The sequence below is a fragment of the Falsiroseomonas sp. E2-1-a20 genome, from assembly GCF_051433195.1.
GTDB lineage: Bacteria > Pseudomonadota > Alphaproteobacteria > Acetobacterales > Acetobacteraceae > Falsiroseomonas.
In genome coordinates, this window is record NZ_JBHMFT010000005.1 from 196,227 (window position 1) to 221,803 (window position 25,577).

At 71.8% G+C, this 25,577-nt stretch carries 19 protein-coding genes; 11 read left to right on the forward strand and 8 right to left on the reverse strand.

The window, feature by feature from the left end; genetic code table 11:
- Position 1 precedes the first annotated feature (1 nt).
- Genes tssL through ACFHPP_RS08960 form a run of 6 tightly spaced genes read right to left on the reverse strand, consistent with a single transcriptional unit; the run spans position 2 to position 7,057 of the window.
- On the reverse strand, positions 2–1,378 hold the full coding sequence (tssL, locus tag ACFHPP_RS08935) for a type VI secretion system protein TssL, long form (RefSeq protein WP_437162913.1): 1,377 nt from the start codon (positions 1,376–1,378) through the stop codon (positions 2–4).
- The gene (tssK, locus tag ACFHPP_RS08940; RefSeq protein WP_437162914.1) at positions 1,375–2,727 is read right to left on the reverse strand and encodes a type VI secretion system baseplate subunit TssK; all 1,353 of its coding nucleotides are present in this window, start codon (positions 2,725–2,727) and stop codon (positions 1,375–1,377) included. The genes tssL and tssK overlap by 4 nt, the downstream gene beginning before the upstream one ends.
- 9 nt (positions 2,728–2,736) lie before the next feature.
- Entirely contained in the window at positions 2,737–4,170 is a 1,434-nt protein-coding gene (gene tagH / locus ACFHPP_RS08945) for a type VI secretion system-associated FHA domain protein TagH (protein ID WP_437162915.1), read from the reverse strand.
- Positions 4,171–4,175: 5 nt separating this feature from the next.
- Entirely contained in the window at positions 4,176–4,478 is a 303-nt protein-coding gene (locus ACFHPP_RS08950) for a PAAR domain-containing protein (protein WP_430669543.1), read from the reverse strand.
- Position 4,479: 1 nt separating this feature from the next.
- Entirely contained in the window at positions 4,480–5,070 is a 591-nt protein-coding gene (locus ACFHPP_RS08955; protein WP_437162916.1) for a DUF6931 family protein, read from the reverse strand.
- Between the two features lies 1 nt (position 5,071).
- Complete coding sequence (locus ACFHPP_RS08960; protein WP_437162917.1) at positions 5,072–7,057, reverse strand: type VI secretion system Vgr family protein; 1,986 nt, start codon at positions 7,055–7,057, stop codon at positions 5,072–5,074.
- Between the two features lie 222 nt (positions 7,058–7,279).
- Between ACFHPP_RS08960 and ACFHPP_RS08965 the strand changes: the two genes are divergently transcribed.
- Both ACFHPP_RS08965 and ACFHPP_RS08970 read left to right on the forward strand, forming a co-directional pair.
- Positions 7,280–8,311 (forward strand): hypothetical protein, encoded by a 1,032-nt coding sequence (locus tag ACFHPP_RS08965; RefSeq protein WP_437162918.1) that lies wholly within the window; start codon positions 7,280–7,282, stop codon positions 8,309–8,311.
- A 7-nt stretch (positions 8,312–8,318) separates the two neighbouring features.
- Positions 8,319–11,225 (forward strand): caspase family protein, encoded by a 2,907-nt coding sequence (locus tag ACFHPP_RS08970; RefSeq protein ID WP_437162919.1) that lies wholly within the window; start codon positions 8,319–8,321, stop codon positions 11,223–11,225.
- Between the two features lie 145 nt (positions 11,226–11,370).
- On the opposite strand, the gene ACFHPP_RS08975 is transcribed toward ACFHPP_RS08970, so the two are convergent.
- Positions 11,371–11,850 (reverse strand): Hcp family type VI secretion system effector, encoded by a 480-nt coding sequence (locus ACFHPP_RS08975; protein ID WP_430669538.1) that lies wholly within the window; start codon positions 11,848–11,850, stop codon positions 11,371–11,373.
- Positions 11,851–11,971: 121 nt separating this feature from the next.
- Positions 11,972–14,623, reverse strand: a complete 2,652-nt coding sequence (gene tssH / locus ACFHPP_RS08980) for a type VI secretion system ATPase TssH (RefSeq protein ID WP_437162920.1) — start codon at positions 14,621–14,623, stop codon at positions 11,972–11,974.
- A 249-nt stretch (positions 14,624–14,872) separates the two neighbouring features.
- On the opposite strand from tssH, the gene tssA reads away from it, so the two are divergent.
- The 9 genes from tssA to ACFHPP_RS09025 all read left to right on the forward strand — a co-directional run bounded on the left by tssA (position 14,873) and on the right by ACFHPP_RS09025 (position 25,562).
- The gene (gene tssA / locus ACFHPP_RS08985) at positions 14,873–16,000 is read left to right on the forward strand and encodes a type VI secretion system protein TssA (RefSeq protein WP_437162921.1); all 1,128 of its coding nucleotides are present in this window, start codon (positions 14,873–14,875) and stop codon (positions 15,998–16,000) included.
- A gap of 175 nt (positions 16,001–16,175) precedes the next feature.
- Positions 16,176–16,682, forward strand: coding sequence for a type VI secretion system contractile sheath small subunit (tssB, locus tag ACFHPP_RS08990; protein WP_437162922.1), 507 nt, complete (start codon positions 16,176–16,178; stop codon positions 16,680–16,682).
- A gap of 3 nt (positions 16,683–16,685) precedes the next feature.
- Positions 16,686–18,176 carry a type VI secretion system contractile sheath large subunit gene (gene tssC, locus ACFHPP_RS08995; protein WP_437162923.1) on the forward strand — a complete coding sequence of 497 codons (1,491 nt, stop codon included), beginning with the start codon at positions 16,686–16,688 and terminating at the stop codon, positions 18,174–18,176.
- Between the two features lie 4 nt (positions 18,177–18,180).
- Positions 18,181–19,698 carry a type VI secretion system contractile sheath large subunit gene (gene tssC, locus ACFHPP_RS09000; RefSeq protein WP_437162924.1) on the forward strand — a complete coding sequence of 506 codons (1,518 nt, stop codon included), beginning with the start codon at positions 18,181–18,183 and terminating at the stop codon, positions 19,696–19,698.
- Between the two features lie 88 nt (positions 19,699–19,786).
- Positions 19,787–20,575, forward strand: a complete 789-nt coding sequence (locus ACFHPP_RS09005) for a type VI secretion system accessory protein TagJ (RefSeq protein WP_437162925.1) — start codon at positions 19,787–19,789, stop codon at positions 20,573–20,575.
- A 61-nt stretch (positions 20,576–20,636) separates the two neighbouring features.
- Entirely contained in the window at positions 20,637–21,128 is a 492-nt protein-coding gene (gene tssE, locus ACFHPP_RS09010; RefSeq protein WP_437162926.1) for a type VI secretion system baseplate subunit TssE, read from the forward strand.
- Positions 21,129–22,958 carry a type VI secretion system baseplate subunit TssF gene (gene tssF, locus ACFHPP_RS09015; RefSeq protein ID WP_437162927.1) on the forward strand — a complete coding sequence of 610 codons (1,830 nt, stop codon included), beginning with the start codon at positions 21,129–21,131 and terminating at the stop codon, positions 22,956–22,958.
- Positions 22,959–23,088: 130 nt separating this feature from the next.
- Positions 23,089–24,051, forward strand: a complete 963-nt coding sequence (gene tssG, locus ACFHPP_RS09020; RefSeq protein ID WP_437162928.1) for a type VI secretion system baseplate subunit TssG — start codon at positions 23,089–23,091, stop codon at positions 24,049–24,051.
- Positions 24,048–25,562 (forward strand): class I SAM-dependent methyltransferase, encoded by a 1,515-nt coding sequence (locus ACFHPP_RS09025; protein ID WP_437162929.1) that lies wholly within the window; start codon positions 24,048–24,050, stop codon positions 25,560–25,562. Before tssG ends, ACFHPP_RS09025 begins: the two co-directional genes overlap by 4 nt.
- The last annotated feature ends 15 nt before the right edge of the window (positions 25,563–25,577 follow it).

Consider the following 25,577-nt stretch of genomic DNA (forward strand, 5'->3'; position numbering starts at 1 on the left):
CTCAGCGGACCTCCCCACGCGACAGCACCAGCTCGATGCGGCGGTTTTCCTCGCGGCCCTCCGCCGTCGCGTTGCTCGCCAGCGGTTCCGTATCGGCGCGGCCGACGGCGGAGAACCGCGACGAGTCCGTGCTGGCGGCGGCGATCACGCGCATCGCGGCCTCGGCGCGCGCCAGGGACAGGTGATGGTTGGAGGGGAAGCGGACGGTGCGGATCGGCTGGCTGTCGGAATGGCCGTACAGCACGACGCGGCCGCGTTCCTCGGCCAGCGCCTCCGCGATGCGGCGCAGCAGGGGCATGAAGTTCGGCTCCACGCTGGCACTGCCGGAGCCGAACATGCCGCGGCCCTTGATGCGGATGGTCAGGCGCTGCGCATCGCCATCCACCACCACCAGGTTCTGGCGGATTTCCGGGGCGAGGAAGGTGCGGACGCGCTCGATCAGGTCCGGCCGGGCCGTGGGGGGCGGCGGCGGTGGCGGCGCGGGCGGCACCGGGGGCGCGGTGCGGTCGATGCTGGGCGGCGCGCCGGGGGGCAGGCTGGCGAGGCGCTGCTGCACGCCGTCGCCGGCGGCATTCACGCTGTCCGAGACGAAGATCCAGCCGAAGCCGAGCAGCGCCACCGCCACCGCGCCGGCGACCCAGGCCGGGACGCTTCGGCCCGGGCCGCGATGCGGCGCATCGACGCCACGCCAGCGTGGCGACAGCTCGCGTTCCCAATTGCCGCGAAGCTGCACCAGGAGCTGGTAGAGACCCTCCCGGATGCGGTCCAGTTCGGCGTGGCCGCGCGGTGCCAGGCGGTAGCGGCCCTGGAAGCCCAGCGCGAGGCAGAGGTAGCAGATCTCCAGCGCCGGCAAATAGCGGCCGGGGTCCTTCTGCATGCCCGCCAGCAGGTCGAAGAAGCGGTCGCCGCTGCGGACCTCCTGGTGGAACGATGAGACGAGGGACCGCGTGGCCCAGCCGCTCGCCTGGCCCCAGGGCGTGGCGAGCGCCACGTCGTCCAGCGCGGCGCACAGCGCGTAATGCGCGGCGCGAAGCTGGTCCGGCGTGATCTCCAATGCGCGGCACTCGGCCTCGAAGGCACGCAGCGCGCGCGTCGCGCGTTCGCGCAGTTCCTCGGGGTTGGCGACCTGGGCGGCCTGCGGGCCGGCGCCGAGGCGGGCGAGCAGGTCGAGGAGCGGCGCCGCGGCCGCGGCCATGGGGGAGAGGCCGACCTTCGGCAGCGCCTCCGCTTCGCCGGCCATGCGCAGCGCGGTCGGGGCGGGCCCGGCGGAGGGCGGTGGCGCGGCGGCACGGGGTGGCGGCGGCGGTACAGACGCCCCAGGGCCACGGACGACCGTGCGGTCGCTGTCGTCGGGTTCGGAGAAGGGATTGTCGCTCATGCGCGGATGGCCCAGAGCTCCATGCGCAGGTTCGGGAACTCGCCGGAAACGTGGATGGCGAAGCCGCCGGAGGTCTGCATCTGCTGCCAGTGCGGGCTGCCCCTATCGAGCTCGAAATAGGTGGCACCGGCGTTGAACGGAATCTGCCGCGGGGCGACGGGCAGCGGCCGGATGGCGATGCCCGGCAGTGCCACGTTCACCAGCTCCCGGATGTGCTCGACGGCGCCGATCTTCACCTGGTTCGGGAAGATCCGCCGCAACTGCTCGCCAGGGACATCGGCCGCGACGGTCAGGACGAACTGGCTGGCGCGCAGCAGGTTGCGATCGGTGATGGCGCCGACGCGGACGCCGAACTTGCGATCCTGCAAGGGGATCGAGACGGCGTTGGTCTCGAGCACCGCGGAGAGCGAGCGCCTGAGGTCGGCGACAACCGGCGCAAAACTGCGTTGCAGGTCGTCGTGGCGATAGGCCGGATAGGCGGTTGCGCGCTTGTCCGGCGCGGTGAAGGTGGCGAGTTCCCCGGCCAGCTGCACCAGCGCCGCGAACAGCGTCTCCGGATGCAGGTTCCCGGCATCCGCCCAGTGCGCGATCAGCGGCTGCCAGCGGTTCACCGTCTGCAACAGCAGGAAATCGGCGACATCCGCGACGCCGCGCGCGCCGGGCTGGCCGAGGCGCGCGGCCAGCGCCTCCCCCCGCTGGCCCAGCATGCCGACCAGTTCGGCGACCAGGTTGTTGAGCACGGAGGCGGCGGAGACGCGGAGGCAGGGCGGGATGAAACGCTCATCCAGCACCACCCGGCGATCCGACTGCACCTCCACCACGCGGGCGAGGCCGAGGCAGGCGTAGCCGGCGCGTTCCTCGGTCTCCAGCATGTAGCGCAGGCGCAGCCGGCCGATGGCGAGTTCGGCGGCCATGGTGCTGTCGCTGTGGGTGTCGAAGGCCTCGAAGGCGCGCTGGGTGTGGCGGGCGCGGGCGGCCTCGGGGCCGGCTTCGCCGTTGGCATTCGGGATGGCGATTTCCGGGCTGCCGGGCTGGCGCAGCGGCAGGGCCAGGTAGACGACGGCGTTGCGGGTGCCTTCCGGCAGGTCCAGCGGCAGGGGGGCATCCGCGGTGCCGGGGATGGCGAAGGGGGTGCCGTCCTCCATCACGCCCGCGGCGCCGGACAGGGCAAAGCGGCCGGCGGCCAGCAGGTCGCGGTCCAGCGCGAATTCGGTGACGCCCCAGGGGTGCGGGCGCAGCGGCGCGGCGCGGGCCTGCAGCAGGTGCTCGAAGTGCCGGTCCTGCTGCTGGAAGTGCTGCGCGCGGAGGAACATGCCCTCCTGCCAGACCACCTTGTCGTGCCAGACCATATGCGTCGTCTACCTCCGGCCCGGGCCGCGCTGCGCGGTGGCCTGTTCGTAGGCCCGGGCAAAGGCCTTGCCGAAGGCGCTGTCGAAATCATCGTCGAACTGCTCGACAAGCTGGGCGTGGCGGCGCCGGTAGGCCTCCCACAGCCGCTTCTCCCGCGCCCCCGGCAGCAGGCCGCCGCCCGAATCCTCGGCTTCGAGGCTGGCGGGGGCCAGGCGTTCCAGCAGGGCGCGGGCGGCGGCCTGGGTGGCGGCGAGGCTGGCCACCTGGTGCGCGGTCAGGTCGTCCACGGTTTCCTGCACGGCGGCCGCGGCGGGGGTGCGCGGGTCGAGCAGCGCGGCGAGGGCCTGGTCCTCGCCGGGGGCGAATTTCAGCGGGTTGTTGTTGGCGGCGCGCAGCATGGTCTGCTCGATGCGGAATTCCCGCTTCACGTCGGCGCGGGCGATCAGCAGGGCGCGGATGCCGACGATGGCGGCGCGCAGCACGGCACCGGCCGCCCGCAGCGCCGCGTCCGGGTCCTGCACGGGCAGGTTGGCCGGCAGGCCGGCGCCGGCGAGCAGCGCGGCGAGTCCGGCATCGCCGGCGGGACGGGCCACCGGCTCGGCGCGGGGCGGCGGCGCGGCCGGCATGGCCGGGCGTGGCGGGTCGCCGGCCTCGAGGAAGGGGTCGACCGGCAGCGACACCGGGGGCAGCGGCGCCGGAGGCACTGAAGCCGGAGGCACTGAAGCCGGAGGCACTGAAGCCGGGGGCACTGGAGCCGGTGGGGCCAGGGGCCGTGGTGCCATGGCGGGTGCCGGCTTCGGCGTCAGGTCCAGGTCCCAGTCATCCGGGATCACCGCCTTGCCGGCCGGCAGGCTCGGCGGAACCATGAAGGCCTCGGCGGTGGAGGGGGCATGGTCCGGCATCGGCGCGGGGCTGTCGGCGCCCGGGCTGCCGAAGGGATCGAAATCGTCCGGCAGCAGGCCGCCGCCCATGCTGGAGCCGCCCATGCCGGGGTCATGGGACGGCGTCCTGCCGAAACCCGGCAGCGAGGCCCCGGCGAAGCCCTGGCTGGGTGGGGCACCGGCAAAGGGATCGGACGCGAAGGGATCGGGTGCCACGCCCCAGCCGGCCGTCGCCGTGGCCGCTTCCTCGATCCGGACCTCGATCTCGTAGGCGCCGAGGCGCAGCCGGTCGCCATCCACCAGCGGCTTCACCTGGTCGCGGCCGACCGGGGTGCTGGCGTGGTTGACGAAGGTGCCGTTGGTCGAAAGGTCCCGCAGCTGCCAGCCGCCGGCATAGAATTCCAGCACGCAATGCTTCTTCGACAGCACGCGGTCCGGGTCCGGCAGCGGCCAGTCGCATTCCGCGCCGCGGCCGAGGCTGATCTCGCCGCCCGCCGCCTGGCGCTGTTCCGGCACCACCGAATCGGGGCAGCGCAGGACGGAAAGGGTGATGCCCGCCATCGGGTTCAGCCGCCAATCAATACGGTGGGGAAGCCCAGGATGATGGTGCCGCCATGGCCGCACATGTCGCCGATGCGCGCCGCCGGCAGCTTGTTCACGAGCACCGTCATGCTGCCCTTCACGATGACATCCGGCGGACCGACGCAGAGGCACATGTCGGTGATGCGCGCCTGCGGCAGCTTGCCGGTGAGCACGTTGGGCGAGCCGCTGAGGATCGGGCCACCGACATGCGGGATCGGCGGCACGCCGGGCGTCACCATCGGGCAGACATGCATGTCGGTGATGCGGGAGGCGGGCGGGCCGGCCATGTCAGCCTTCCTCCAAGGGAATGCGTCCTGCGCCGCCGGCGGCGATCTCCCGCGCCGAGGCCAGGAAGCGGGCCAGGCGGTCCTGCGCGCGTTCCGGGCGGACGCGGACGGCGGCGAGCACGACACCGCCGCTGATGGCGACGCCGGTCAGGTGATCCGGCGGCGGAACCTCGGGCTGGCCCACCGGCGCCATGCTGCCGCTGGACCAGAAGGCGCCGACGGCGGCCCAGGCCTCGGGCGAGCGGAAGCCGGTGCGCTGCGCGGCCTCCATCGCGGCGCGGCGCAGCGCATCGTCGCCGGGCTGGCGCACCCAGGCCTCGGCGGCGGCCAGCGCCGCCATGTCGACCGCCGGCAGCGACGGGTCGGGCACGGCGCGGGCGCACATGCAGCCCCACCACACGGCCTCCCGCTTCGGCAGCGCATGCGCCGCGAGCCGCGCCGCCTCGTTGCGCAGGCCGGCGGCCTCCAGGCGCAGGATTCCCTCCGCCGCGGTCTTCGCGCCGTTCAGGCTGGACGCCGCCGCGGGGTCGAGTTCCAGCCGCGGCAGCAGCGGGGTCAGCGGAGCGGCGAGCTTGGGCAGGGTCTCGGCCATGTCAGTTGATCATCACGAGCAGGCCTTCGGTCTGGAACAGCGTATCCGCTTTTTCCTGGACCATCAGCCCCTTGGTCTTGTGCATCAGCTGCGCCTCGCTGCTGATCAGCATGCCCTTCAGCGTGATGCCGGTCTGGTCCACCACCAGCGTGGATTGCCCGACCTTCAGCGTGATGGACTGCATCGCCTCCAGCGTGATGGCGCCGAGGTCGCATTTGACGGACATGTTGCCCAGCTTCAGCTGCGTCGCGTCATTGCCCATCTTCAGCGTGGTGCTGCGGTTGCCCATGTCGATGGCCAGCGTGTCGTTGCCCATCTTGATGGTCTCGGTCCGGCTGCCCTTGTCCAGCGTCAGCGTGTCGTCGGCGTCCCTGATGGTGACGGTGCGCGCGTTCTGCACGACCTCCGTCTGGTCGTGGCCGATGGTGCGCTTCTCGTCGTTCTCGACCTCCACCGTCAGGTTCTTCTGCGCGTGCAGCGTGATGTCCTCGCTGCCCTTCTTGTCCTCGAAGCGCAGCATGTTGGCATCCGCCGCGCTGTCCGACTTGTAGCTGCGCGTCAGGATGCCGCTTTGCGCCTTGTTGGTGCCGGGCTTGAAGGGCGGCGGGCTGTCCTTGCCATAGACCGAGCCGACGACGATCGGGCGGTCGGGGTCGCCGTCGAGGAACGCGACCAGAACCTCGTCGCCGACGCGCGGCGGAAACCAGGTGCCGCCCCAGGCGCCGGCGGCGGTCTGCATGACGCGCACCCAGATGGAGGCGGTGTCGTCATCCTCCGCCCAGCGGTCCCAGCGGAAGCGCAGCTTCACGCGGCCGAACTCGTCCAGGTGGATCTTCTCGCCCTTCGGGCCGGTGACCTTGGCGGAATGCATCCCCGGCATCACCGGGCGCGGATGACGTGGCGGCGGCATCCAGACGCGGCCGGCGAAGACCAGGCGGATGGCGCCCTGGTAGCTTTCGGTGCCGCCGGCGCCGGCCGTGGTGCCGCTGGTATCGGCCGCTTCGTGCCGTGCCGCGGTGACCAGGTATTGCCGGTTGTTGAGCGAGCCATCCTCCCGCTTCACGCCCACGAACAGACGCACGCCGGGGCCGAAGCGGGGGTCCTTGATGTCGGCGCCATACTCCTCGGATTGCGATTCCAGCGCACCCATCAGCACTTCGCCGCTCTCGTTGCCCGGGCGCGTGGACATGCCGCCGGGCCAGTGGAACACCTCGCCCTGCGACCACATGCTCGGCTCGTCCACATAGGTGCGGGTCTGCCGGGTGGCGTGCGGCGCCTCCGAGGGGCGGGACCGTTCATCGTCCATGTCGTCGAGCATGGTCATGGCGCTGCGGGCACGGTTGGTGCGGCGCCAGCTGCCGAGGTGGTCGAGTTGCGGCGCGCCGTGCTCGGCCGTCATGGTCTCGACCACGTATTGCGGAAAGCCCTGCGAGCTGTAGGCCACGTTCATCTCGTGCGCCGACTCGGTATGGGTGAAGTGGTAGGTGAGGCCGTGCTCCTCCAGCAGGCGTGAGACGAAGTGCAGGTCGGTCTCGTTGAACTGGGTGCAGTAGGCCATGGGCTCGAAGCCCGGCAGCATGCTCCACTTCGGCTCGGCCAGGCCGTGATCCTCCAGCACCGCCTTGACCACGGCCTGCACCGTCTTGTCCTGGAAGATGCGGCAGTTGCGGCGCAGGCCGAGGCGCCACAGGTTGGGCACCGCGATGATCCGGTAGGTCATGCGGCCGCCGGCGCCGGGGCCGAGGCGGCGGAATTCGGCGATGACGCCGTGGAAGTGGCGCACCAGTGGCGATGGGCCGCGCTGCGTGACGGTGAAGCCGACCTCCTTGGTCAGCATGTCCTTGGGCAGCAGGTCGGGGTCCTCGCCCAGCACCTCGGCCTCGATCGTGTAGGGCAGCCCCAGTTCCTCGGACACGCTGAGCCGGGTGAGCAGCAGCGCGCGGTCCGGCAGATGGCTCTTGATGCCGAGAAGTCGCGCGGGCTGCATGGCCGGCCAGTTCCTCCCCCTCGGGTCCTTGGGTCTGGCGCGGACCCCGCGCGTTCGATCGAGGATAGTCGCGCTTCGCACCGAACGGAAGCAAGAGCGGCATGCGGCGAAACGGAAGGCAACAGTGTTGCGGCCTGGGGAAGACGCGGCGAAGCAGACGGGGGTGGCAGCATGATCGGTGCGCTGTTACGTTGCCTTGCCAATTTCGCGCTGGATCACGCCATGCCGCGCCGCATGCCCCCGCCCTCCCCTTCCTTCCGTGCGCGGTTGCGGCGCGGCCTGGCGATGCTGACGGCGGCGGCGATGCTGGCCGGCTGCGTCACCACCCGCGACTCGCGCATCGGCAGCGACGCGGGCGACAGCTGCCGCACGCAGCTGGTGGCGCTGGACAGCACCGGTAATTTCTTCGCCGCCGATATGCTGCGCGGTGCTGCTGTGGGCGCCGTCGGTGGCGCGCTGCTCGGCGGGCTGCTGGCCGCCGCCACCGGGCAGCGTGGCAGCGGCGTCGCGGCCGGCGCCGGCATTGGCGCGGTGGCCGGCGGCGTGGTCGGCGGCACGGCGGGCTACCTCTCGGCGCGCCAGCAGCAGGCGACGGACCAGGCCTCCCTCAACCTCGCGGTGGCCAACGACCTGGCGGCGGAGAATGCGCAGCTCGACCGCACGCAGGTCGCTTTCGACCAGTTGATGGATTGCCGCTTCAACACGGCGCGGCAGATCCGGGCCGAGCTTGGCGCCGGGCGCATGACGCGGCCGCAGGCGGAAGCCGCGATGGCGGAGCTGCGCAACTGGACGCAGCGCGACATCCAGCTGGCCACCACCATCAACGGCCAGATCGGCCGCCGCGGCGCGGAGTTCGACACGGCGATCGAGACGGTGGCGCCGGGCGTGAAGCAGGCGGCGGCGGCGCCCAAGCCGTCCATCCCGGCTCGGCCGCGCGCCACGGTGCCGCTGCGGCTGCGGCCGGACGCCTCCTCCCCCGAGGTCGCGCGGGTGCCGGCGCGGGAGGCGGTGACGTTGCGGCCGGGGCGCGACGGCTTCGCCCAGGTCGAAACCGCCAGCGGCGTGCGCGGCTATGCGCCGGCGCAGGCCTTCCCGGAGGCGGCGCGGCTGCCGGACGCGGCCCCGGTCGCGGCGCAGGGCGGCGACGTGCGGTCGCTGGCGGCCAGCAACATCGCGCGGCGGGACAATTTCTCGGACAGCGTCGGCACCGCGACCCGGCTGGCGGAAGGCCAGGGCTTCGAACTGGCGACGTGACCCGGTGATGGCAGGGCTGCGCCGCCTTACCGTCCTGCTGCTTCTGCTGCTGTGCGGCGCCGCGCGCGCCCAGGTGCCCGAGCCGCCGCAGCAGCCTTTCCTGCGCGTGGAGGCGGCGGCGCACACGGCGCCGGTCGCACGGCTGGCGAGCGATGCCGCCGGCCGCGTGCTGGCCAGCGTCTCCGACGACAAGACCCTGCGCATCTGGGACCTGCCGGAGGGCACGCTGAGCCGCGTGCTGCGGCCGCCGATCGCGCCCGAGGCCGAGGGCGAGCTGTACGCCGTGGCGCTGACGCCGGATGGCCGGCGCGCCTTCGTCGCGGGATGGACCGGCGCGGCCTGGGACCGCGCCTTCGCCATCTACCTGTTCGACACCACGAATGGCCGGATGCTGGCGCGGCTGCCGGGGCTGCCGGCGCCGGTGCAGCACCTGGCACTGTCCGCGGATGGCACGCGGCTGGCGGCGGCGCTGGGCGGGCGGGCCGGGGTGCGGGTGTGGAACGCGGCCAACGGCACGATGCTGTGGGAGGATACGGCCTTCACCGGTCCGGCTCGGATGGTGGCATTCGCGCCCCAGGGCGGCCAACTGGCGGCGACCGGCGCGGATGGACGGGTGCGGGTGTATGACGCGCAGGGGCGCAAGCTTGCGGACCGCGCGCCGGTGGCCGGCGGGCGGCCCTTCGGCCTGGCCTGGTCGCCGGATGGCGGGCTGCTGGCGGTGGGGTTCGAGGATCGGCTGCGGGTGGAGGTGCTGGCCGCCGCCGACCTGCGCGGCGTGTTCCTGCCGGATGTGGCGGGGCTGGCGGGCGAAGGGCTGCCGGCGGTGACCTGGGCGCAGGATGGCCGGGGCGGCGTGCAGCTGCATGCCGCGGGCTATGCGCGCCGCGCGGCGCCGGCGCAGGACTCCACCGGCCGCAACTTCGTCATCCGGCGCTGGTCGGATTACGGGCTCGGGCCTTCGGTGGATGTGCCTGCGGCGCGGGACGCGATCTCGCACCTGCTGGCGATTCCGGGCGGCGGCGTCGCCTATGCGGCGGCCGATCCCGGCTGGGGGCTGCTGGCGCCGGACGGCACGGTGGCGGTGGCCCCGCAGCCGCCGGGGGCGGATTTCCGCAACACCGGCGTCGGCCTTGCCGTATCGCCCGATGGCACGCGCCTGCGCGTGGCGCTGCGGGCGGAGGCGGCGCCGCTGGTCTTCGATGCGCTGGCGGGAAGCCTGGCGGCGGCGCCGGTCGAACGCGGTGACTATCAGACGGCACGCACCGGCGGCGGCCGGCTGGTGGTGACGGATTGGCGCAACGCCAACCGGCCGCGGCTCGGGCGCACGCCGCTGGCGCTCGGCGCCGGGGAATACGCACGCAGCCTGGCGCTGCTGGCGGAGGATGCCGGGCTGCTGCTCGGCACCGACAACCACCTGCGGCTGTTCGATGCCAATGGCCGCGCCGTGGCCAGCCTGCAGGTGCCGGGCGCGGTGTGGGGCCTGGCGCTCGCCGGCGATGTGGCGGTGGGGGCGCTGGGGGATGGCACGCTGCGCTGGTGGCGGATCGGCGCCGCCGGCATCGTCGAGCAGGCGGCGCTGTTCATCCATGCGGCGACGCAGCGCTGGGTGCTGTGGACCCCGGAAGGGCTGTTCGACCACGCGGCGAATGGCGGGCAGGAACTGGTCGGGCTGCACCTGAATGGCGGCCGTGCGCAGACGCCGGAATGGGCGAGCTTCCAGCAGGCCTATCGCGCGCTGTACGCGCCGGCCGCGGTGCGCGCGCGCATCGCCGGGGATGGTGCGCCGGCGCGGGCGCGGCTGGCGCAACTCGGCGAATTGCGCGCACAGGTCGGGCGGCTGCCGCTGCTCGCCACGCAATCCGCCTGCGCGGTGACACCGGATGGCTGCACGCCGCTGCCGCCGGAGGCGCGCAACCTGCCGGAGGGTGCGACGGCGCTGCGGCTGCGCTTCGCCGCGACGGATCGCGGGCTGGGGCTCGGGCCGCTCGATGTGCTGGTGAACGACCGCATCGCGGTGCGCGCGGAACCGGGCGAGACGCTGGAGGCGGAGGTGCCGCTCGACCCCGGCGGCAATCGCATCGCCACCCGGATGTACGCCGAGGACCGCGTGCTGTTCGCCGAGGGGCCGGCGATGGAGCTGCGCCGGCCGGGCGGCCCGCTGGCGGAGGAAGCCGGGCGGCTGGTGGTGCTGGCCATCGGCATCAACCAATACGCCAACCCGGCGCTGGCGCTGAATTTCGCCGTGCCGGATGCGGAGGCGGTGGCCGCCATGCTGCGCAGCCGCGCCGGCCCGCTGTTCCGCGACGTGCAGGTGACGGTGCTGCGCGATGCGCAGGCCACGCGGCGCGGTGTGCTGGCGGCGCTGGAGGAGGTGGCGCGGACCACGACGCCGGCGGATACCTTCGTGTTGTACCTCGGCGGGCATGGCGTGCGGACGGAGCCCGACCAGCGCTTCCTGTTCCTGCCGCATGACGTGACCGACACCACGAACTGGGCAACGCTGCGGCGCCAGGGGATCGAGGATTCCGTGCTGGTCGCCGCCATCGCGCGCATCCGGGCGCGGGATGGCCTGCTGCTGCTGGACACCTGCCATGCCGGGCAGTTGACGATGGACCAGCTCTCGGCGCTGGGCAACGAGACCGGGCGCTTCCTGCTGGCGGCCAGCACATCCGTGCAGGAGGCGCTGGACAGCTACGACGACCGCAACGGCGTGTTTGCCTATGCGGTGCTGGAGGCGCTGGGCGGCCGCGCGGCGACGGATGGGGAGGGGCGCGTCAGCGCGCTGGCGCTGGGCGAGTGGGTGACGCGGCGGGTGCCGGAGCTGGCGGCGGAGAAGCGGCACCGGCAGGATGCGGTGTTCCGCAGTGCAAGCCGGGACCTGCGAAGCTTCTCGCTGGCGGTGGTGCCGCGGTAGAGCGTGATCGCCGAAGGCTGGAACGGCCGGAGGCATCGATCATGCGGGAAAGCAGAAGGCCGGATCATGCGAAAGGCCCGCGACGGGCACGGGCCTTCCCCCTCACCCAACTCTCTCCCCCTGAAGCAGGGGGAGAGGGCTTTCGTCAGCCGGACTTGGCGGAGGAGATGTCGTAGATGACGTGGCCGGTCGTGGTCGACTTGAACTTGTCGTCGACCTTCAGGTACTCGCTGTCGACCTTGGTGAAGTTGAAGGACAGCGATTCCGAGGGGCGGTCGCCGCCGCTGCTGAGGGAGTAGCCGCTGATCAGCGTGTTGGTCAGGATGTACTTCTGGTAGGCGATGTGCTTGCCGCTGGCATCGGTCTGCGTCAGGTCGATCTTGACCTCCTTCGCGTCGCCGCCGATGGCTTCCTTCAGCATGAGCGGGGAGATCGCGTCCATCGTCTTGGTGACGGTGATCTCCGAGATGCTCGGCGCCGTCGCCTCGCGCTTGGAACCGCCGCCGACGCCGGAGGAGATGCCGCGGCCGACGCCCCACTGGAGGCTGTTCACTTCCATCCACTTCTCGTAGCCGACTGCGGTCGCCTCGCCCGCGAGCGCGCCGTACTTGATGAAGATCGCCATGGTCCGGTCCCTTGCCTGTGGTTTACCAATCCAGAGACTTCGATTCGCGCCCTTCGGTGTTCCACCTCGGGCGATCGCTGTCCCACTCCCCCGAAACTCGCTGCCTCGGCCGCGGGGCGCTTCAGCCGAGGTCGTACCGGAAGCCGCCGGCATCATCGATGCCAACCTGCGCCCGGCTGATCGCATCCCCCTGCGCAAGCCGCTCCAGGATCCGGGCTGATAGCTCCGGCAGCAGGGTGCGGCTGAGGATGTTGTCGATGTTGCGCGCGCCGGATTCGACTTCCTTGCAGCGGGAGACGATGGTCTCCGGCACCGCATCGTCGAAGTGCAGCGGTACGCCGTAGGTTTCCCTCATCCGCCGGCCGATGCTGCGCAGCTTCAGCAGGCAGATCTGCTTCATCACCGCATCCGCCAGCGGATAGTAGATGACCGTGTTGCAGCGGCCGAGGAAGGCGGGCTTGAACACCTTCAGCAGGTCCGGCTGCAGCGCATCGCGCAGCGGCTCCGGCTCCGGCGCCGTGTCCGGATCGGCGCAGAGCTTCGCGATGGTGTCGGTGCCGGCGTTGCTGGTCATGATGATGACGCAGTTGCGGAAATCGATGTCGCGGCCTTCGCCGTCCTTCATCGCGCCCTTGTCGAAGACCTGGTAGAACACGTCCTGGACGCCGGGATGCGCCTTCTCCATCTCATCGAGCAGGACGACCGAATAGGGACGGCGGCGCACGGCCTCCGTCAGCACGCCGCCCTCGCCGTAGCCGACATAGCCAGGCGGCGAGCCCATGAGGAGGGAGACCTTATGCTCCTCCTTGAACTCGGACATGTTGATGACGGTGAGGTTCTGCTCGCCGCCATACAGCAGGTCGGCGACGGCCAGCGCGGTTTCCGTCTTGCCGACGCCGGAGGTGCCGGCCATCAGGAAGACGCCGATCGGCTTGCGCGGATCGGTCAGGCCGGCGCGGCTGGTGCGGATGGCCTGGGCGATGGCGTCCAGCGCGTGGTCCTGGCCGACGACGCGCTCCATGAGCTTCGCCTTCAGGTTCAGCACCGTCTTGATCTCGTCCGAGACCATGCGGCCGACCGGGATGCCGGTCCAGGTCGCGACGACCTCCGCCACCGCCTGGCCATCGACCACCGGATGCACCAGCGGGTTTTCGCCCTGCAGCGCCTTCAGTTCCTTCGACGCATCGGCAAGGTCCTGCTTCACCTGCGCGGCGTCCGGCTGCGGTGCATCGGGCGTCAGGCCCAGCGCCGCGGTTTCCGCCTGCAGGCGCAGGTCGCGGATCTTCGCCACCAGCGCCTTCTCGGCCTCCCAGCGCGTGTTCAGCTCGGCGAGCTCGGCCTCGGCCTTCTCGCGCTCCGCTTCCAGCGCCGCAGTGCGCGCGGCGTGGTCGCTGCCGGTGGCGGATTCACGGCCGACGGCGCCGAGTTCCGTCTTGATCATCTCGAGGCGCCGCACGCGGTCCTCGATCGGCGCCGGCACCGCCGCCTGGCTCATGGAGACGCGGGCGCAGGCGGTATCGAGCAGGGAGACGCCCTTGTCCGGCAACTGCCGGGAGGGGATGAATCTCGCAGAAAGCTTCACCGCATCGGTGATCGCCTCGTCCAGGATGCGCACGCCGTGGTGCTTTTCCAGCGTCGCGACCAGGCCGCGCAGCATGGCGCAGGCCAGCGGCTCGGACGGCTCGTCCACCTTCACCACCTGGAAGCGGCGGGTCAGCGCGGCGTCCTTCTCGAAGTACTTCTTGTATTCGGCCCAGGTGGTGGCGGCGACGCAGCGCAACTCGCCACGGGCAAGCGCCGGCTTCAACAGGTTCGCGGCGTCGTTCTGCCCGGCCTGGCCGCCGGCGCCGATCAGCGTATGCGCCTCGTCGATGAACATGACGATGGGCACCGGGGAGGCCTTCACCGTGTCGATGACGCCCTTCAGGCGGTTCTCGAATTCGCCCTTCACCCCGGCGCCGGCCTGCAGCAGGCCGAGGTCGAGCGACATCAGCTTCACGCCCTTCAGCGCGGCAGGCACGTCGCCCTGCGCGATGCGCAGCGCGAGGCCCTCCACCACCGCGGTCTTGCCGACGCCGGGCTCGCCGGTGAGGATCGGGTTGTTCTGGCGGCGGCGGGTCAGGATATCCACCATCTGGCGGATCTCCGCATCGCGGCCGAGGATCGGGTCGATCTTCCCGGCCTTCGCCTGCGCCGTGAGGTCGGTGCAGAACTGCTCCAGCGGGCCATCGCCGCGCGGCGCGCCGGATGCCGGTGCCGCGCCCGGCGCGGCGGCCGTGGCTTCAGCCTGGCTGGCTTCGTCGCTACCGCTGGTGAGGTCCGCCAGGTTGCGGCGCACGCGGTCGGCCGACACGGCGGACAACGTCGCGGAACTGTCACGCAGCGTGCGCGCCAGCGCATCGTCCGCCAGCAGGGCCGCCAGCATGTGGCCGCTGCGGATACGGCTGGCATTGGCTTCGAGCGAGGCGATGAGCCAGGCCTCGCGCAGCCAGGCGACGATGTCGGGCGAGAGTGCGGGCGCGCGGGCATTGCCGGTGCGCAGGCGGTCGAGCGCCTTGGTCAACTCGCCGGCGACGCGGCCGGCATCGACCTCGAGCTTGCGCAGGGCATGGGCGATGTCGCTGCCGGGTGTTTCCACCAGCTTCAGCAGAACGTGCTCGACTTCAACATTGTAGTGGCTGCGCGAGAGCGTCAGGCCGGCTGCCGCTTCCACCTGCCTGCGGCAGAGGTCGCTCAACCGCCCGACAACGGATTTCAGGTCGACAGCCACCATGTGACGAAACGCTCCTTGATCCCCGCCTCGGCCGTCAGACGCCCCGCCGGTGCTTGCCGCATTTCCCGGAAGATAATCCGTTTCGGGGTCGCAGGCTAACCGTCGGTTGCGCAGGAGTCCACAATGACACTCGATCCGGCGTTGCGTGTTTCGCCCCGTTTCGCACCGTTTCGCAGGGTTCACGGAGAGGTATCGCAAAGGGTTGAACCTGCGGCAGAATGCAGGCCGCGCGTTGGAGGCGAGAATCGCTTGGCCGAGGACCCGATCGACCTGGAGGCGCTGCTGGCGCCGCTGGACACCGGCGAAGCTGGCGCCGGGGAGGATCTGCGCGATGATTTTTCGCCGTCCTCACCCTACCAGCGCCTGCGCGATGCCCGTGCCGCGGCGCGGGCGGAGGAACGCGCGCGGGACAGCGAGGGCGAGGTGGACACGGTGCCGGCGGATGGCTGGCGCGATGTCGCGCGAATCGGGCAGGAGACCCTGGCGACGCGGGCCAAGGATTTCGAGATCGCCGCCTGGCTGACCGAGGCGCTGGTGCGCCAGCATGGCCTGCCGGGTCTTGCCGCCGGGGCGAAGCTCATCGCCGGGCTCTGCGAGCGGTACTGGGACCAGGGGTTCCCGCTGCCGGACGACGAGGGGCTGGATGGGCGGGCGGCACCGATCGGCGGGCTCGCCGGTTCGGGCGGCGATGGCACCATCATGCAGCCGCTGCGCCGGCTCGCGCTGTTCCGCCGCACCGATGGCACGCCGCTCGGGCTGTACCAGTGGGAGGAATCCGAGAAGACCGAGGGGATCGTCAACGAGGAGCGCCTGGCGGCGCGGCGCGCGGCTGGCGTCCCGGAAATGGCGACCCTGCTGGCGGAGGCGCGGATGGACCGTGGCTTCGTGCAGGCCGTGGCCCTGGACGCCGCGGCGGCGCGGGAGGCGTGGCGGGCGATGGAGCAGGCCACCGACCGACTTTTCGGCGCCGAGGCACCGGCCACGCGCAACGTCTCCGTCCTGCTGGACCGCATGGTCGAGGTGACGGGCCAACTGGGGGGCGGTGCGCCGGCGGCGGGCGCCCAGCCTGCCGGCACATCGGCCGGAGCCGACCCTGGGCCGGCGGCGGCAGGCGGCGCTGCGCCGCGTGCCGCGGCGTCTGGCGGCGGCCCGGCGGCGCTGGAGACGCGGGAGGATGCGCTGCGCGAACTCGGCCGGATCGCCGAGTATTTCCGGCGGACGGAGCCGCATTCGCCGCTGTCCTACACGCTGGAGGAGGCGGTGCGGCGCGGGCGGATGACGCTCGGCGAATTGCTGGCGGAGGTTCTGCCCGACCAGGAGACCCGGCATGGGCTGCTTGCCCGGCTCGGCATGCGGCCGGAGGATACGGAAGGATGATCCGGCACCCGCAGACCGCGTCCGCCGGTGCGGTTCCACCCGTGCCAGTTGACGTGACCGGCATCGAAAGGGTTGACTACCGGCCAAGCAACGGCCGCGTCCGGACGCAGGCTGCCGGGACCGGCCTGGATTTTCTGACATCGGCATCGATCAGCATGAGGACTCGGGAAACGCCATGACAAGCGTCCATGACAAGCTGGCGCGCGTGCGCAAGCCGCGCGTGCACATCACCTACGAGGTCGAGACCGAGGGCGCCGCCATCGTGCGGGAACTGCCCTTCGTGGTCGGCGTGATGGGCGACTACGCCGGGGATCCGACGGAGCCGCTGAAGCCGCTGGCGGACCGCAAGTTCGTCCAGATCGACCGTGACAACTTCAACGACGTGATGGCCCGCATCGCGCCCGGCCTGAACCTGAAGGTGGACAACACCCTGGCCGCCGATGGCAGCCAGATGGCGGTGAACCTGAAGTTCAAGTCGATGGAGGATTTCGAGCCGGCCAAGGTGGCCGAGCAGGTGCCGGCGCTGAAGGCCTTGCTGGAAACGCGCGCCAAGCTGCGCGACCTGATGAGCAAGGTGGATCGCTCGGAGGAGCTGGAGGGGCTGCTGGAGCAGGTGCTGAACGACAAGTCGAAGCTGGACGCGCTGTCCGCCGAGCTTGGCCTCGACAAGAAGGAGGGCTGACCGATGAGCTCGACCCAGTCACAACCGGGCGGCGCCACGACGACCACCGAGGAAGGCGGTCTCGGCCTGCTCGACCAGGTGATCGGCGCCACCAAGCAGACCGAGCGCGACCGCGCCCAGGACCTGATCAAGGCGCTGACCGAGGAGGCGCTGAAGGGCACCGTGACCTTCAGCCGCAACCTGTCGCAGACCTTCGACCGCGCCATCGCGGCGATCGATGCCAAGGTGTCCGAACAGCTCAACCAGGTGATGCACCATCCGCGCTTCACCAAGCTGGAGGGCTCCTGGCGCGGGCTGAACTACCTGGTGATGAACAGCGAGACCGGGACCAGCCTGAAGATCCGCATGCTGCAGGCCAGCAAGAAGGACCTGTCCCGGGATCTGCAACGTGCCGTCGAGTTCGACCAGTCCGGCCTGTTCAAGAAGATCTACGAGAACGAGTTCGGCACGCCGGGCGGCGAGCCCTATGGCGCGCTGGTCGGCGACTATGAATGGACCGCGCATCCGGACGATGTCGAGACGCTGCGGCTGATCTCGAACGTCGCGGCCGGCGCCTTCGCACCCTTCATCTCCGGCGTCGGTGCCGGCATGTTCGGCTTCGAGGATTGGCGCGAGCTGTCCAAGCCGCGCGACCTGGCGAAGATCTTCGAGACGCAGGAATACGCCAAGTGGCGGTCGTTCCGGGAGACCGAGGATGCACGCTTCGTGGCGCTGGTCATGCCGCGCGTCATCGCCCGCCTGCCCTATGGCGCCGCGACCAAGCCGATCGAGGAGTTCGCCTATGAGGAGGCGCCTTCCGCTAACGGCACCGCGCAGGCGATGGGCCACCACGACTACTGCTGGATGAACGCGGCCTATGTGAAGGCGGCGCGCCTGACGGATGCCTTCGCGCAGTACGGCTTCTGCACGGCGATCCGTGGCGCGGAGGGCGGCGGCAAGGTCTCCAACCTGCCGAACCACACCTTCACGAGTGACGACGGCGACAGCGACGCGAAGTGCCCGACGGAGATCGGCATCACCGACCGGCGCGAGGCTGAACTGTCGGGTCTCGGCTTCCTGCCGCTGTGCCACTACAAGAACACCGACTATGCCGTGTTCTTCGGCTCGCAGTCGGCCCAGAAGCCGAAGAAGTACGACCGGCCGGAAGCCACGGCGAACGCCGCGATTTCCGCCCGCCTGCCCTACATGATGGCGACGAGCCGCTTCGCGCACTACCTGAAGGTGATGGCGCGGGACAAGATCGGGTCGTTCATGGAGGCCTCGGATTGCGAGGTCTGGCTGAACCGCTGGATCCAGAACTTCGTCAACCCGATGGAAGGCGCGGGCCAGGAGGCGCGGGCCAAGTATCCGCTGCGGGAGGCGCAGATCGAGGTGAAGGAGGTGCCTGGCAAGCCGGGCGTCTACAACGCCGTCGCGCATCTGCGGCCGTGGCTGCAGATGGAGGAACTCACGACCTCCATGCGGATGGTCGCGCGGATTCCGCAGAAGTCCTGAGCCGATGGACCCGGCCACGCCGTTGCGCGACGCGGTGCTGGCCGGGCGCTTTCTCGGACGCGACAAGGCGGCCATCCCGCTCGCGGCGCTGATCGTGGAGACCGAGCCGGCGGCGCTGCTGCTCGGCTGGTATGGCGAGCGGCGGCTGGCCGAGATCGCGCGCGACAACGACCCGGCGGAGGCGCTGCGTGGTGCGCTGGACCGGGACATCGCGGCGCTGGATGCGATGCTGTCCGCGCAGCTGGATGCCGTGCTGCATGCGCCGCGACTGCGCCGGCTGGAGGGATCGTGGCGCGGGCTGGCGTGGCTGGTGGACCGCCTGCCGGCCACCGGCGGCCGCGTGCGCGCAAAGCTGCTTTCGGCGCGCTGGGCGGAATTGTGCCGCGACCTGGAACGCGCGGTCGAATTCGACCAGAGCCAGGTCTTCAAGAAGATCTACGAGGAGGAGTTCGGCACCGCCGGCGGCGAGCCGTTCGGCATGATCGCGGCGGATTACGAGGTGCGGCACATGCCGGCGGCGGGGCATGCGACCGACGATGTCGCGGCGCTGACGGCACTGGCCGGCGTGGCGGCGGCGGCCTTCGCGCCGATCGTGCTGGCGGCTTCCCCGGCGCTGGTGGGGCTCGACAGCTTCGCGGAGGCCGCGCCGGCCTTCGACCTGGCGGATGCGCTCGGCGGGCCGGAACATGCGCGCTGGCGCAACGCGGCGGCGCTGGAGGATATGCGTTTTCTTTGCGTCGCGCTGCCGCGCGTGCTGGGCCGGGCGCCCTGGCCGGATGATGGCAGCCGCGTGGACCGGTTCCGCTATCGCGGGCATGCGGCGGGTGCCGAACAGCGCGTCTGGACGACGCCGGTCTATGGGCTGGCGGCGGCGGCGGCGCGGGCCTTCGACCGCAACGCCTGGCCCGGCGAGGTGCGCGGCGCGGAGCCGCAGGAGGATGCGACGGGCGGCGTGTTGGACGGGCTGGCGTGGGAGCGGTTTCCCTCCGACCCGCCGGACGCGCCGCCGCCGCGCGCGCCGCTCGACCTGGCGCTGACGGATGAGCAGGAACGGCAGATCAGCGATGCGCGCCTCGTGCCGCTCTCGGCGCTGGAGGGGCTGGCGGAGGCGAGCTTCGGCGCGCTGCCGGCGCTGCATCGGCCGCCGCGCATGAACAGCGCCATCGCGGAGGCGAACCAGCGGTTGTCGACGCAGATCAACACGCTGCTCTGCGTGGCGCGTTTCGCGCACTGCATCAAGCTGATGGGGCGCGACATGGTGGGCTCCAACCGCGAAGCGCCGGAGGTGGAGTATGAGTTGCAGAAATGGCTCGACCGCTTCGTCAGCGGGCTGGGTTCGGGCGGGGCCGAGGTGACGGCGAAGTATCCGCTGACGGATGCGAAGGTGGAGGTGCGGGAGCGGCGCGGGAAGCCCGGCGTCTATGGCTGCACCGTGCACCTGAAGCCGCACCACCAGCTGGACGAGGTGGGTGCCGCGTTCCGGCTGGTGACCGAGTTTACGCCGCGCCGCGAGGCCGCCTGACGCGCAGCCGGGTGAAATAATCTGCGTGGTGCTGCGGGCTAGAATCGCATCGCCGTGGCCTGAAACGACAACGAGGAACCGCCTGATCATGACCACCGCAGGGGATGCCTTCCATGCCGGCGACCTCGCCGGGGCGCTCGCCGCCGCCACCGCCGCGGTGAAGGCCGCGCCGACGGATGCCGATGCGCGCTGGCTGCTGGCCGAATTGATGCTGTTCGCCGGCGAGGCCGAGCGCGGCGACCGGATGCTGGATGCGGCGGCGCTGCACGAGCCCAATCCGGCCGTGCTGGAATTCCGCAAGCTGCTGCGGGCGGAGGTCGTGCGTGGCCAGGTGCTGGGCGAGGGCCGCGCGCCGAAATATCAGGGCGACGACGCGACTCCGGCGCAGCAGGCGGCGCTGCGCGCCCGGGTGCTGCTGCGGGCCGGGGAGGCCGAGGCGGCCGAGGCCGCGGCGGCGGAGGTGGAGCAGTTGCGGCCCCGTGCGCCAGGCCGGGCGGATGACGTGGCCTTCGACGATTTGCGCGATGCGGACGACCTGTTCGCCGCGGAGTTCGAGGTGCTGACCACGGCGGGCGACCACATGCTGGTGCCGGTGGAGCGTGTGCGCTCGTTGAGCTTCGACCCGCCGCGCCGGCCGCGCGACCTGTTCTGGCGGCGCTGCGCGATCGAGCTGAAGGACAGCACGGAGGGCGTGGTGTTCATGCCGGCGCTGTATTTCGGCGCGGCGAAGGAGACCGAGGGCGCGCTGAAGCTGGGGCGCGCGACGGAATGGACGCATCCCGAGCACGGCCCGGTGCGCGGCCGCGGGCAGCGGCTGCTGCTGGCGGGGGATGAGGCGCTGGCGATCTCGGCGGTCACCAACCTGGTGTTCGATTGACGGTGGCCCCCGCCCCCTCACCCAACCCTCTCCCTCCCATGGGGGAGAGGGCCATGCCGCGATGAGCGGCCATCGCTCGCCCGTGCAGCGGGCCAGGCTGCCGCTGCTCGACCGGCTGCTGGATTCGGACCCCGGCACGGCGGAGCCGCCGCCGCCGAGCGCGGCCGTGGCGCTGGAGATGCTGCATCGTGCGGTGCGTCGCGACCTGGAGGCTGTGCTGAATGCGCGGCGGCGGCGGCGGCCACTGCCGAGGGAGCTGGAGGAGCTGGTGGTCTCGCCGCTGAACTACGGCATCCCCGATGCGACCTCCGGCGCCTATGCGGTTCCGGCGCGGCGGCAGGCGCTGGCGCGGGAGGTGGAGGCGACGATCCGCCGCTTCGAGCCGCGGCTGATGTCGGTGCGGGTGGAGCTGGTGGGCAACGAGGACGACCTCGGCCGCGCGCTGCGGCTGAAGGTGGATGCGGTGCTGCGGGCCGATCCGGTGCCGGAGCCGGTGAGCTTCGAGACGCTGCTGGAACCGGTCTCCCGCGACGTGACCGTGCGCGAGGGCTGAGTGTCAGACGATCTGCTCCCTTTCTACAACCGCGAATTGGCCGCCATCCGGCGGCTGGCGGGCGAATTCGCCGCGGCCAATCCGAAGGTGGCCGGCCGGCTGCGGATGACGCCGGATGCGGTGGACGATCCGCATGTGGAGCGGCTGCTGGAAGGCGTGGCGTTCCTGGCGGCGCGGGTGCAGCACCGGCTGGACGATGAGCTGCCGGAGCTGACGGACGCGCTGCTGGAGCTGCTGTGCCCGCATCTGCTGGCGCCGGTGCCGTCCTTGACCACGGTGCGGCTGATGCCGAAGCCGGAAGCCGCCGGTCCCGCGCTGGTGCCGCGCGGCACGCGGCTGGAGACGGAGCCGGTGCGCGGCGAGCGTCTGATCTACCGCACCTGCCACGACACCACGCTGTGGCCTCTGGCGGTGGATGCCGCGCGGCTGTCCGGCCTGCCGCTGCCGGCGCCCCCGAACCCGCAGGCGCAGGGCGCGGTCGCGGTGCTGCGGTTGAGCCTGGCGACGACGCTGCCCGAGCTGAACTTTTCCGAACTCGGCCTGGACAGGTTGCGCCTGCATCTGCGCGGCGCCGGGCCGGCGCCGGTGCAGTTGCTGGAACTGCTGTGCACCTCGACAATCTCGGTGGCGCTGGCGGATGGGCCTTCGGACCCGCGGCCGGTGTTCCTGCCGAAGGAGGCGCTTCGCCAGGGCGGCTTCGCGCCGGAGGAAGCGGCGCTGCCCTGGCCGCCCCGCGCCTTCACCGGCCACCGGCTGCTGACCGAGTACTTCGCCTTCCCCGAGAAGTTCCTCTACCTCGACCTCGATGGTTTGGAACGCCGCAGCCTGGTGCAGCGCAGCCCACGGATGGAAATCTTCATCTACCTGTCGCGCGCGGTGCCGGAGCTGGAACGCGCGGTCTCCGCCGAGAATTTCGCGCTGGGCTGCACGCCCGCCATCAACCTGTTCAAGCAGATCTGCGAGCCGATCGCGCTCGATGGCACGCAGTCGGATTGGCTGGTGGTGCCGGATGCCCGCCGACCGGCGGCGCTCGAAGTGTACGCGGTGGAAGCCGCGCGGTTGAGCCGGGCGGAGGATGCGCGGCCGAGGCGCGTGCCGCCCTTCCATCGGCTGCGCGCCGAAACGGCGGCGGAGGAGGAAGCGCCCGGCGTCAGCTGGATCGCGGCGCGGCGGCCGGCGCCTGGCGTGCTCGGCGGCAGCGAGACGCGGCTGATGCTGCGCGACCCGCATTTCGACCCGGCGATGCCGGGCGATGGCGTGCTCGGCGTGGATGCGCTGTGCTGCAACCGGGATCTGCCTTCGCTGCTGCCCTTCGGCGGCGGGCAGCCGCGGCTGCGCATCGGCGATCCGGCGACGCCGGCGGCGAGCGCCGAATGCCTCTCGCCACCGACCCCGACGCTGCGGCCGCAACTGCGCGAACGCAGCGGCTGGCGGCTGGTGTCGCATCTGGCGCTGAACCATCTGGGCGTGACGGGCGGGCCGCAGGCGGCGCTGGCGCTGAAGGAAATGCTACGGCTGCATGACCTGCGGGACACGCCGGAGACGCGGCTGGCGCTGGAGGGGCTGGTGTCCGTCACCGCCACGCCGGGCGTCGCGCGCCTGCCGGGCGTGCGGCCGGGCAGTTTCGCGCGCGGGCTGGACATCGCGCTCACCTTCGAGCCGCAGGCCTGGACGGCGGGCGGGCTGTTCCTGCTGTGCGGCGTGCTGGAGCGGTTCCTGGCGTTGCAGGTTTCCGTCAACGGCTTCGTCCGCAGCCAGGCCGTGCTGCGCGGGCGCAGCGGCAGCGTCGCCTCCTGGCCGGCGCGCAGCGGCACGCGGGTGCTGCTGTGACGATGTCCCTGCCCTCAGACGCCGGGCGGCCGCATCCGCGGCCTTGGCTCGCCGCATTGGCGGCGGCGCGCCTTCGCGCGCTCGGCCGGCGGAAGTCGCCGGCCGCAGGTTCGGCAGAAAGGGTGCCGACATGATCGCACGCTCGCCACGCGAAAGACTGGCTGCGGAGCCGGCACGGTTCAGCCTCGACCAGGCGGCGGCGGTGCTGGCACCGGGGCGCGACCCGGTGGAACTGGCGTATCGCACGCAGGCCCGGCTCGGGGCGCCGGGGGGCGAGGTTGCCAAGGCCGAGGGCGAGGAGATCACCGTCACCACCTTCGGGCTGGTCGGGCCGGGCGGCGTGCTGCCGCGGCACTACACGGCGATGGTGGGGGCGGAGGCGCGCAAGCGGTCCACCGCGCTGCACCAGTTCCTCGACATGCTGGCGCGGCGCTTCACCGGGCTGTTCGTGAAGGCCGGCGCGAAGTACCGGCCGGCGCGCGATCCGGCGGCCGTTGAACGCGTGCTGGCGGCGGCCAGCGGGCTCGGCACGCCGCATCTGGTGGCCCGGCTGGCGACGCCGTTGCCGGCGCTGCTGTACCACGCCGGCGCCCTCGCCGCCCGGTCCCGCAGTGCGGAACGGCTGCGCGGGATGCTGACGGAGGAAACCGGCACGCCGGTCGAGATCGTGGAATTCGCCGGCGGCTGGATCCGGCTGCCACCGTCGGAGCAGTCGCGGATGGCGTCGCGCGGGCGTCCGGGGCTGAATTGCGGGCTCGGGGTGGATGCGGCGCTGGGGGCGCAGGCGTGGGATCCCTCGGCGCGCTTCCTGCTGCGGCTCGGGCCGCTGAAACTTTCCGAGTTCGAGGCGCTGCTGCCGGGGGCGCCGCTGCATGGGCGTCTGGTGGAACTGACGCGGCTGCAGGTCGGGCTGGAGCAGGATTTCGCGCTGAACCCGGTGCTGGCGGCGGCCGAGGTGCCGCCGTTGAAGCTCGGTGGCGGCGCAAGGCTCGGATGGACGGGGTGGCTGACCACGCCGGTGCCGCGCAAGGTGGATGCGGCGCAGGCGATGCTGCGGGCGAACATGCCGCAGAACGGAGACAGGCCAGGATGAACACAGGCTCCGGCTGGTCGCGCGGATACCCCGTGGGGCAGCCCTACCCGGCGGCCTGGCACGGCTTCCAGTCGCCCGCGTATCTCGCCGCGGCCTGTGCGCTGATGGGCGTGGCGTGGGAGGTCTCGCCGGACCAGCCGATGACGATCGCGGAAATCGGCTGCGGCAGCGGCTACACCGCCAATGTTCTGGCGGCCGGCAATCCCAACGCGCAGGTCCTCGGGCTGGACTACAACCCGGCGCATATCGCGGAGGCGCGGTCGATGGCCGCGGCCGCCGGCCTGGGCAATGCGCACTTCGAAGCAACGGACCTGGCGGAGCTGGACGGCGCGGAGCTGGACCGGCTGCCGGAATTCGACCTGGTGACGGTGCACGGCCTGTGGTCCTGGGTCGGCGATCCGGTGCGGGACGGCGTGCTGCGGCTGCTGCGGCGCCGGCTGAAGCCGGGCGGCGTGGTGCTGATGACCTACAACGCGCTGCCGGGCGCGGGCGGCGCGCTTGGCCTGTCGCGGCTGGTGCGCGGCGCGCTGCGCACCGCCGGCAGCACGGCCGAGGGCATCGCCGCGGCGCGGGCCACGGTCGAGAAGTTGGTGGCGGCGGAGGCGGTGCACCTGCACGATTCCACCTGGCGGCGGCTGCTGCTCGGCGAGATGGGCGAGGCGCGGGCCGGCTACCTGCTGCATGAATTCATCACCGACCATTGGCGGCCCTGCTTCTTCGCCGATGTGCAGGACGCCATGGCGACGGCGCGCTGCGAGTTCGTCGGCAGCGCCACCTTCGATGAGAACTTCCCCTCGATGTCGCTGTCGCCGGCGCAGCAGGAAATCTGGAACGCGGCGCCGGATGCGACCTCGCGGCAGCTGGTGCTGGACCTGTGCGTGCCGCGCGCCTTCCGGCGCGACATCTATGTGCGCGGCCTGCGGCGCATCCCGGCCGAGGCGGCGGTGGCATCGATTCCCCTGATCGCGGCGATCCACGGCCCGGAGGAGCGCAAGCTGCGCAGCCAGGCCGGGGAGGCGGCGCTGCCGCCGCACATCATGGAGCCGATGCGGCTGGCGCTGGAATCCGGGCCGCAGGAGATCGGCGCGCTGCTGGCCCTGCCCGGCTGCGGCAACGTCACGCCGACCGAGGCGCTGGCCATGCTGACCGGCAGCGGCAGCGCGGTGCCGCTGTGGCGCCGGCCCGGGGAAGGGGCGGGCTGGGATGCGGCGAACGCGGCGGCGAAGCGGCTGAACCGGGTGGCGGCGCAGCGGCTGGCGGCACATGGCTCGGGCAGCGGGCGACTGGCGCTGGCCAGCCCGACGCTGGGCGGCGGGCTGCCGGTGGATGCGATGGAACTGGCGGTGGGCGTGCTGGCGGAGGATGGTGAGGCCGAGGTGAGCACCTTGCTGCAACGGCTGCTGCCGCCCGGGCCGCCGCCACCGGCGGAGGTCCTGGATGAGGTGGGGTCCAAGGTGGACACGTTGCTGCGGAAGCGGCGCCCGGTGTGGCGCAGCCTGGGCCTGGCGTGACGGCGAACAGGAGGA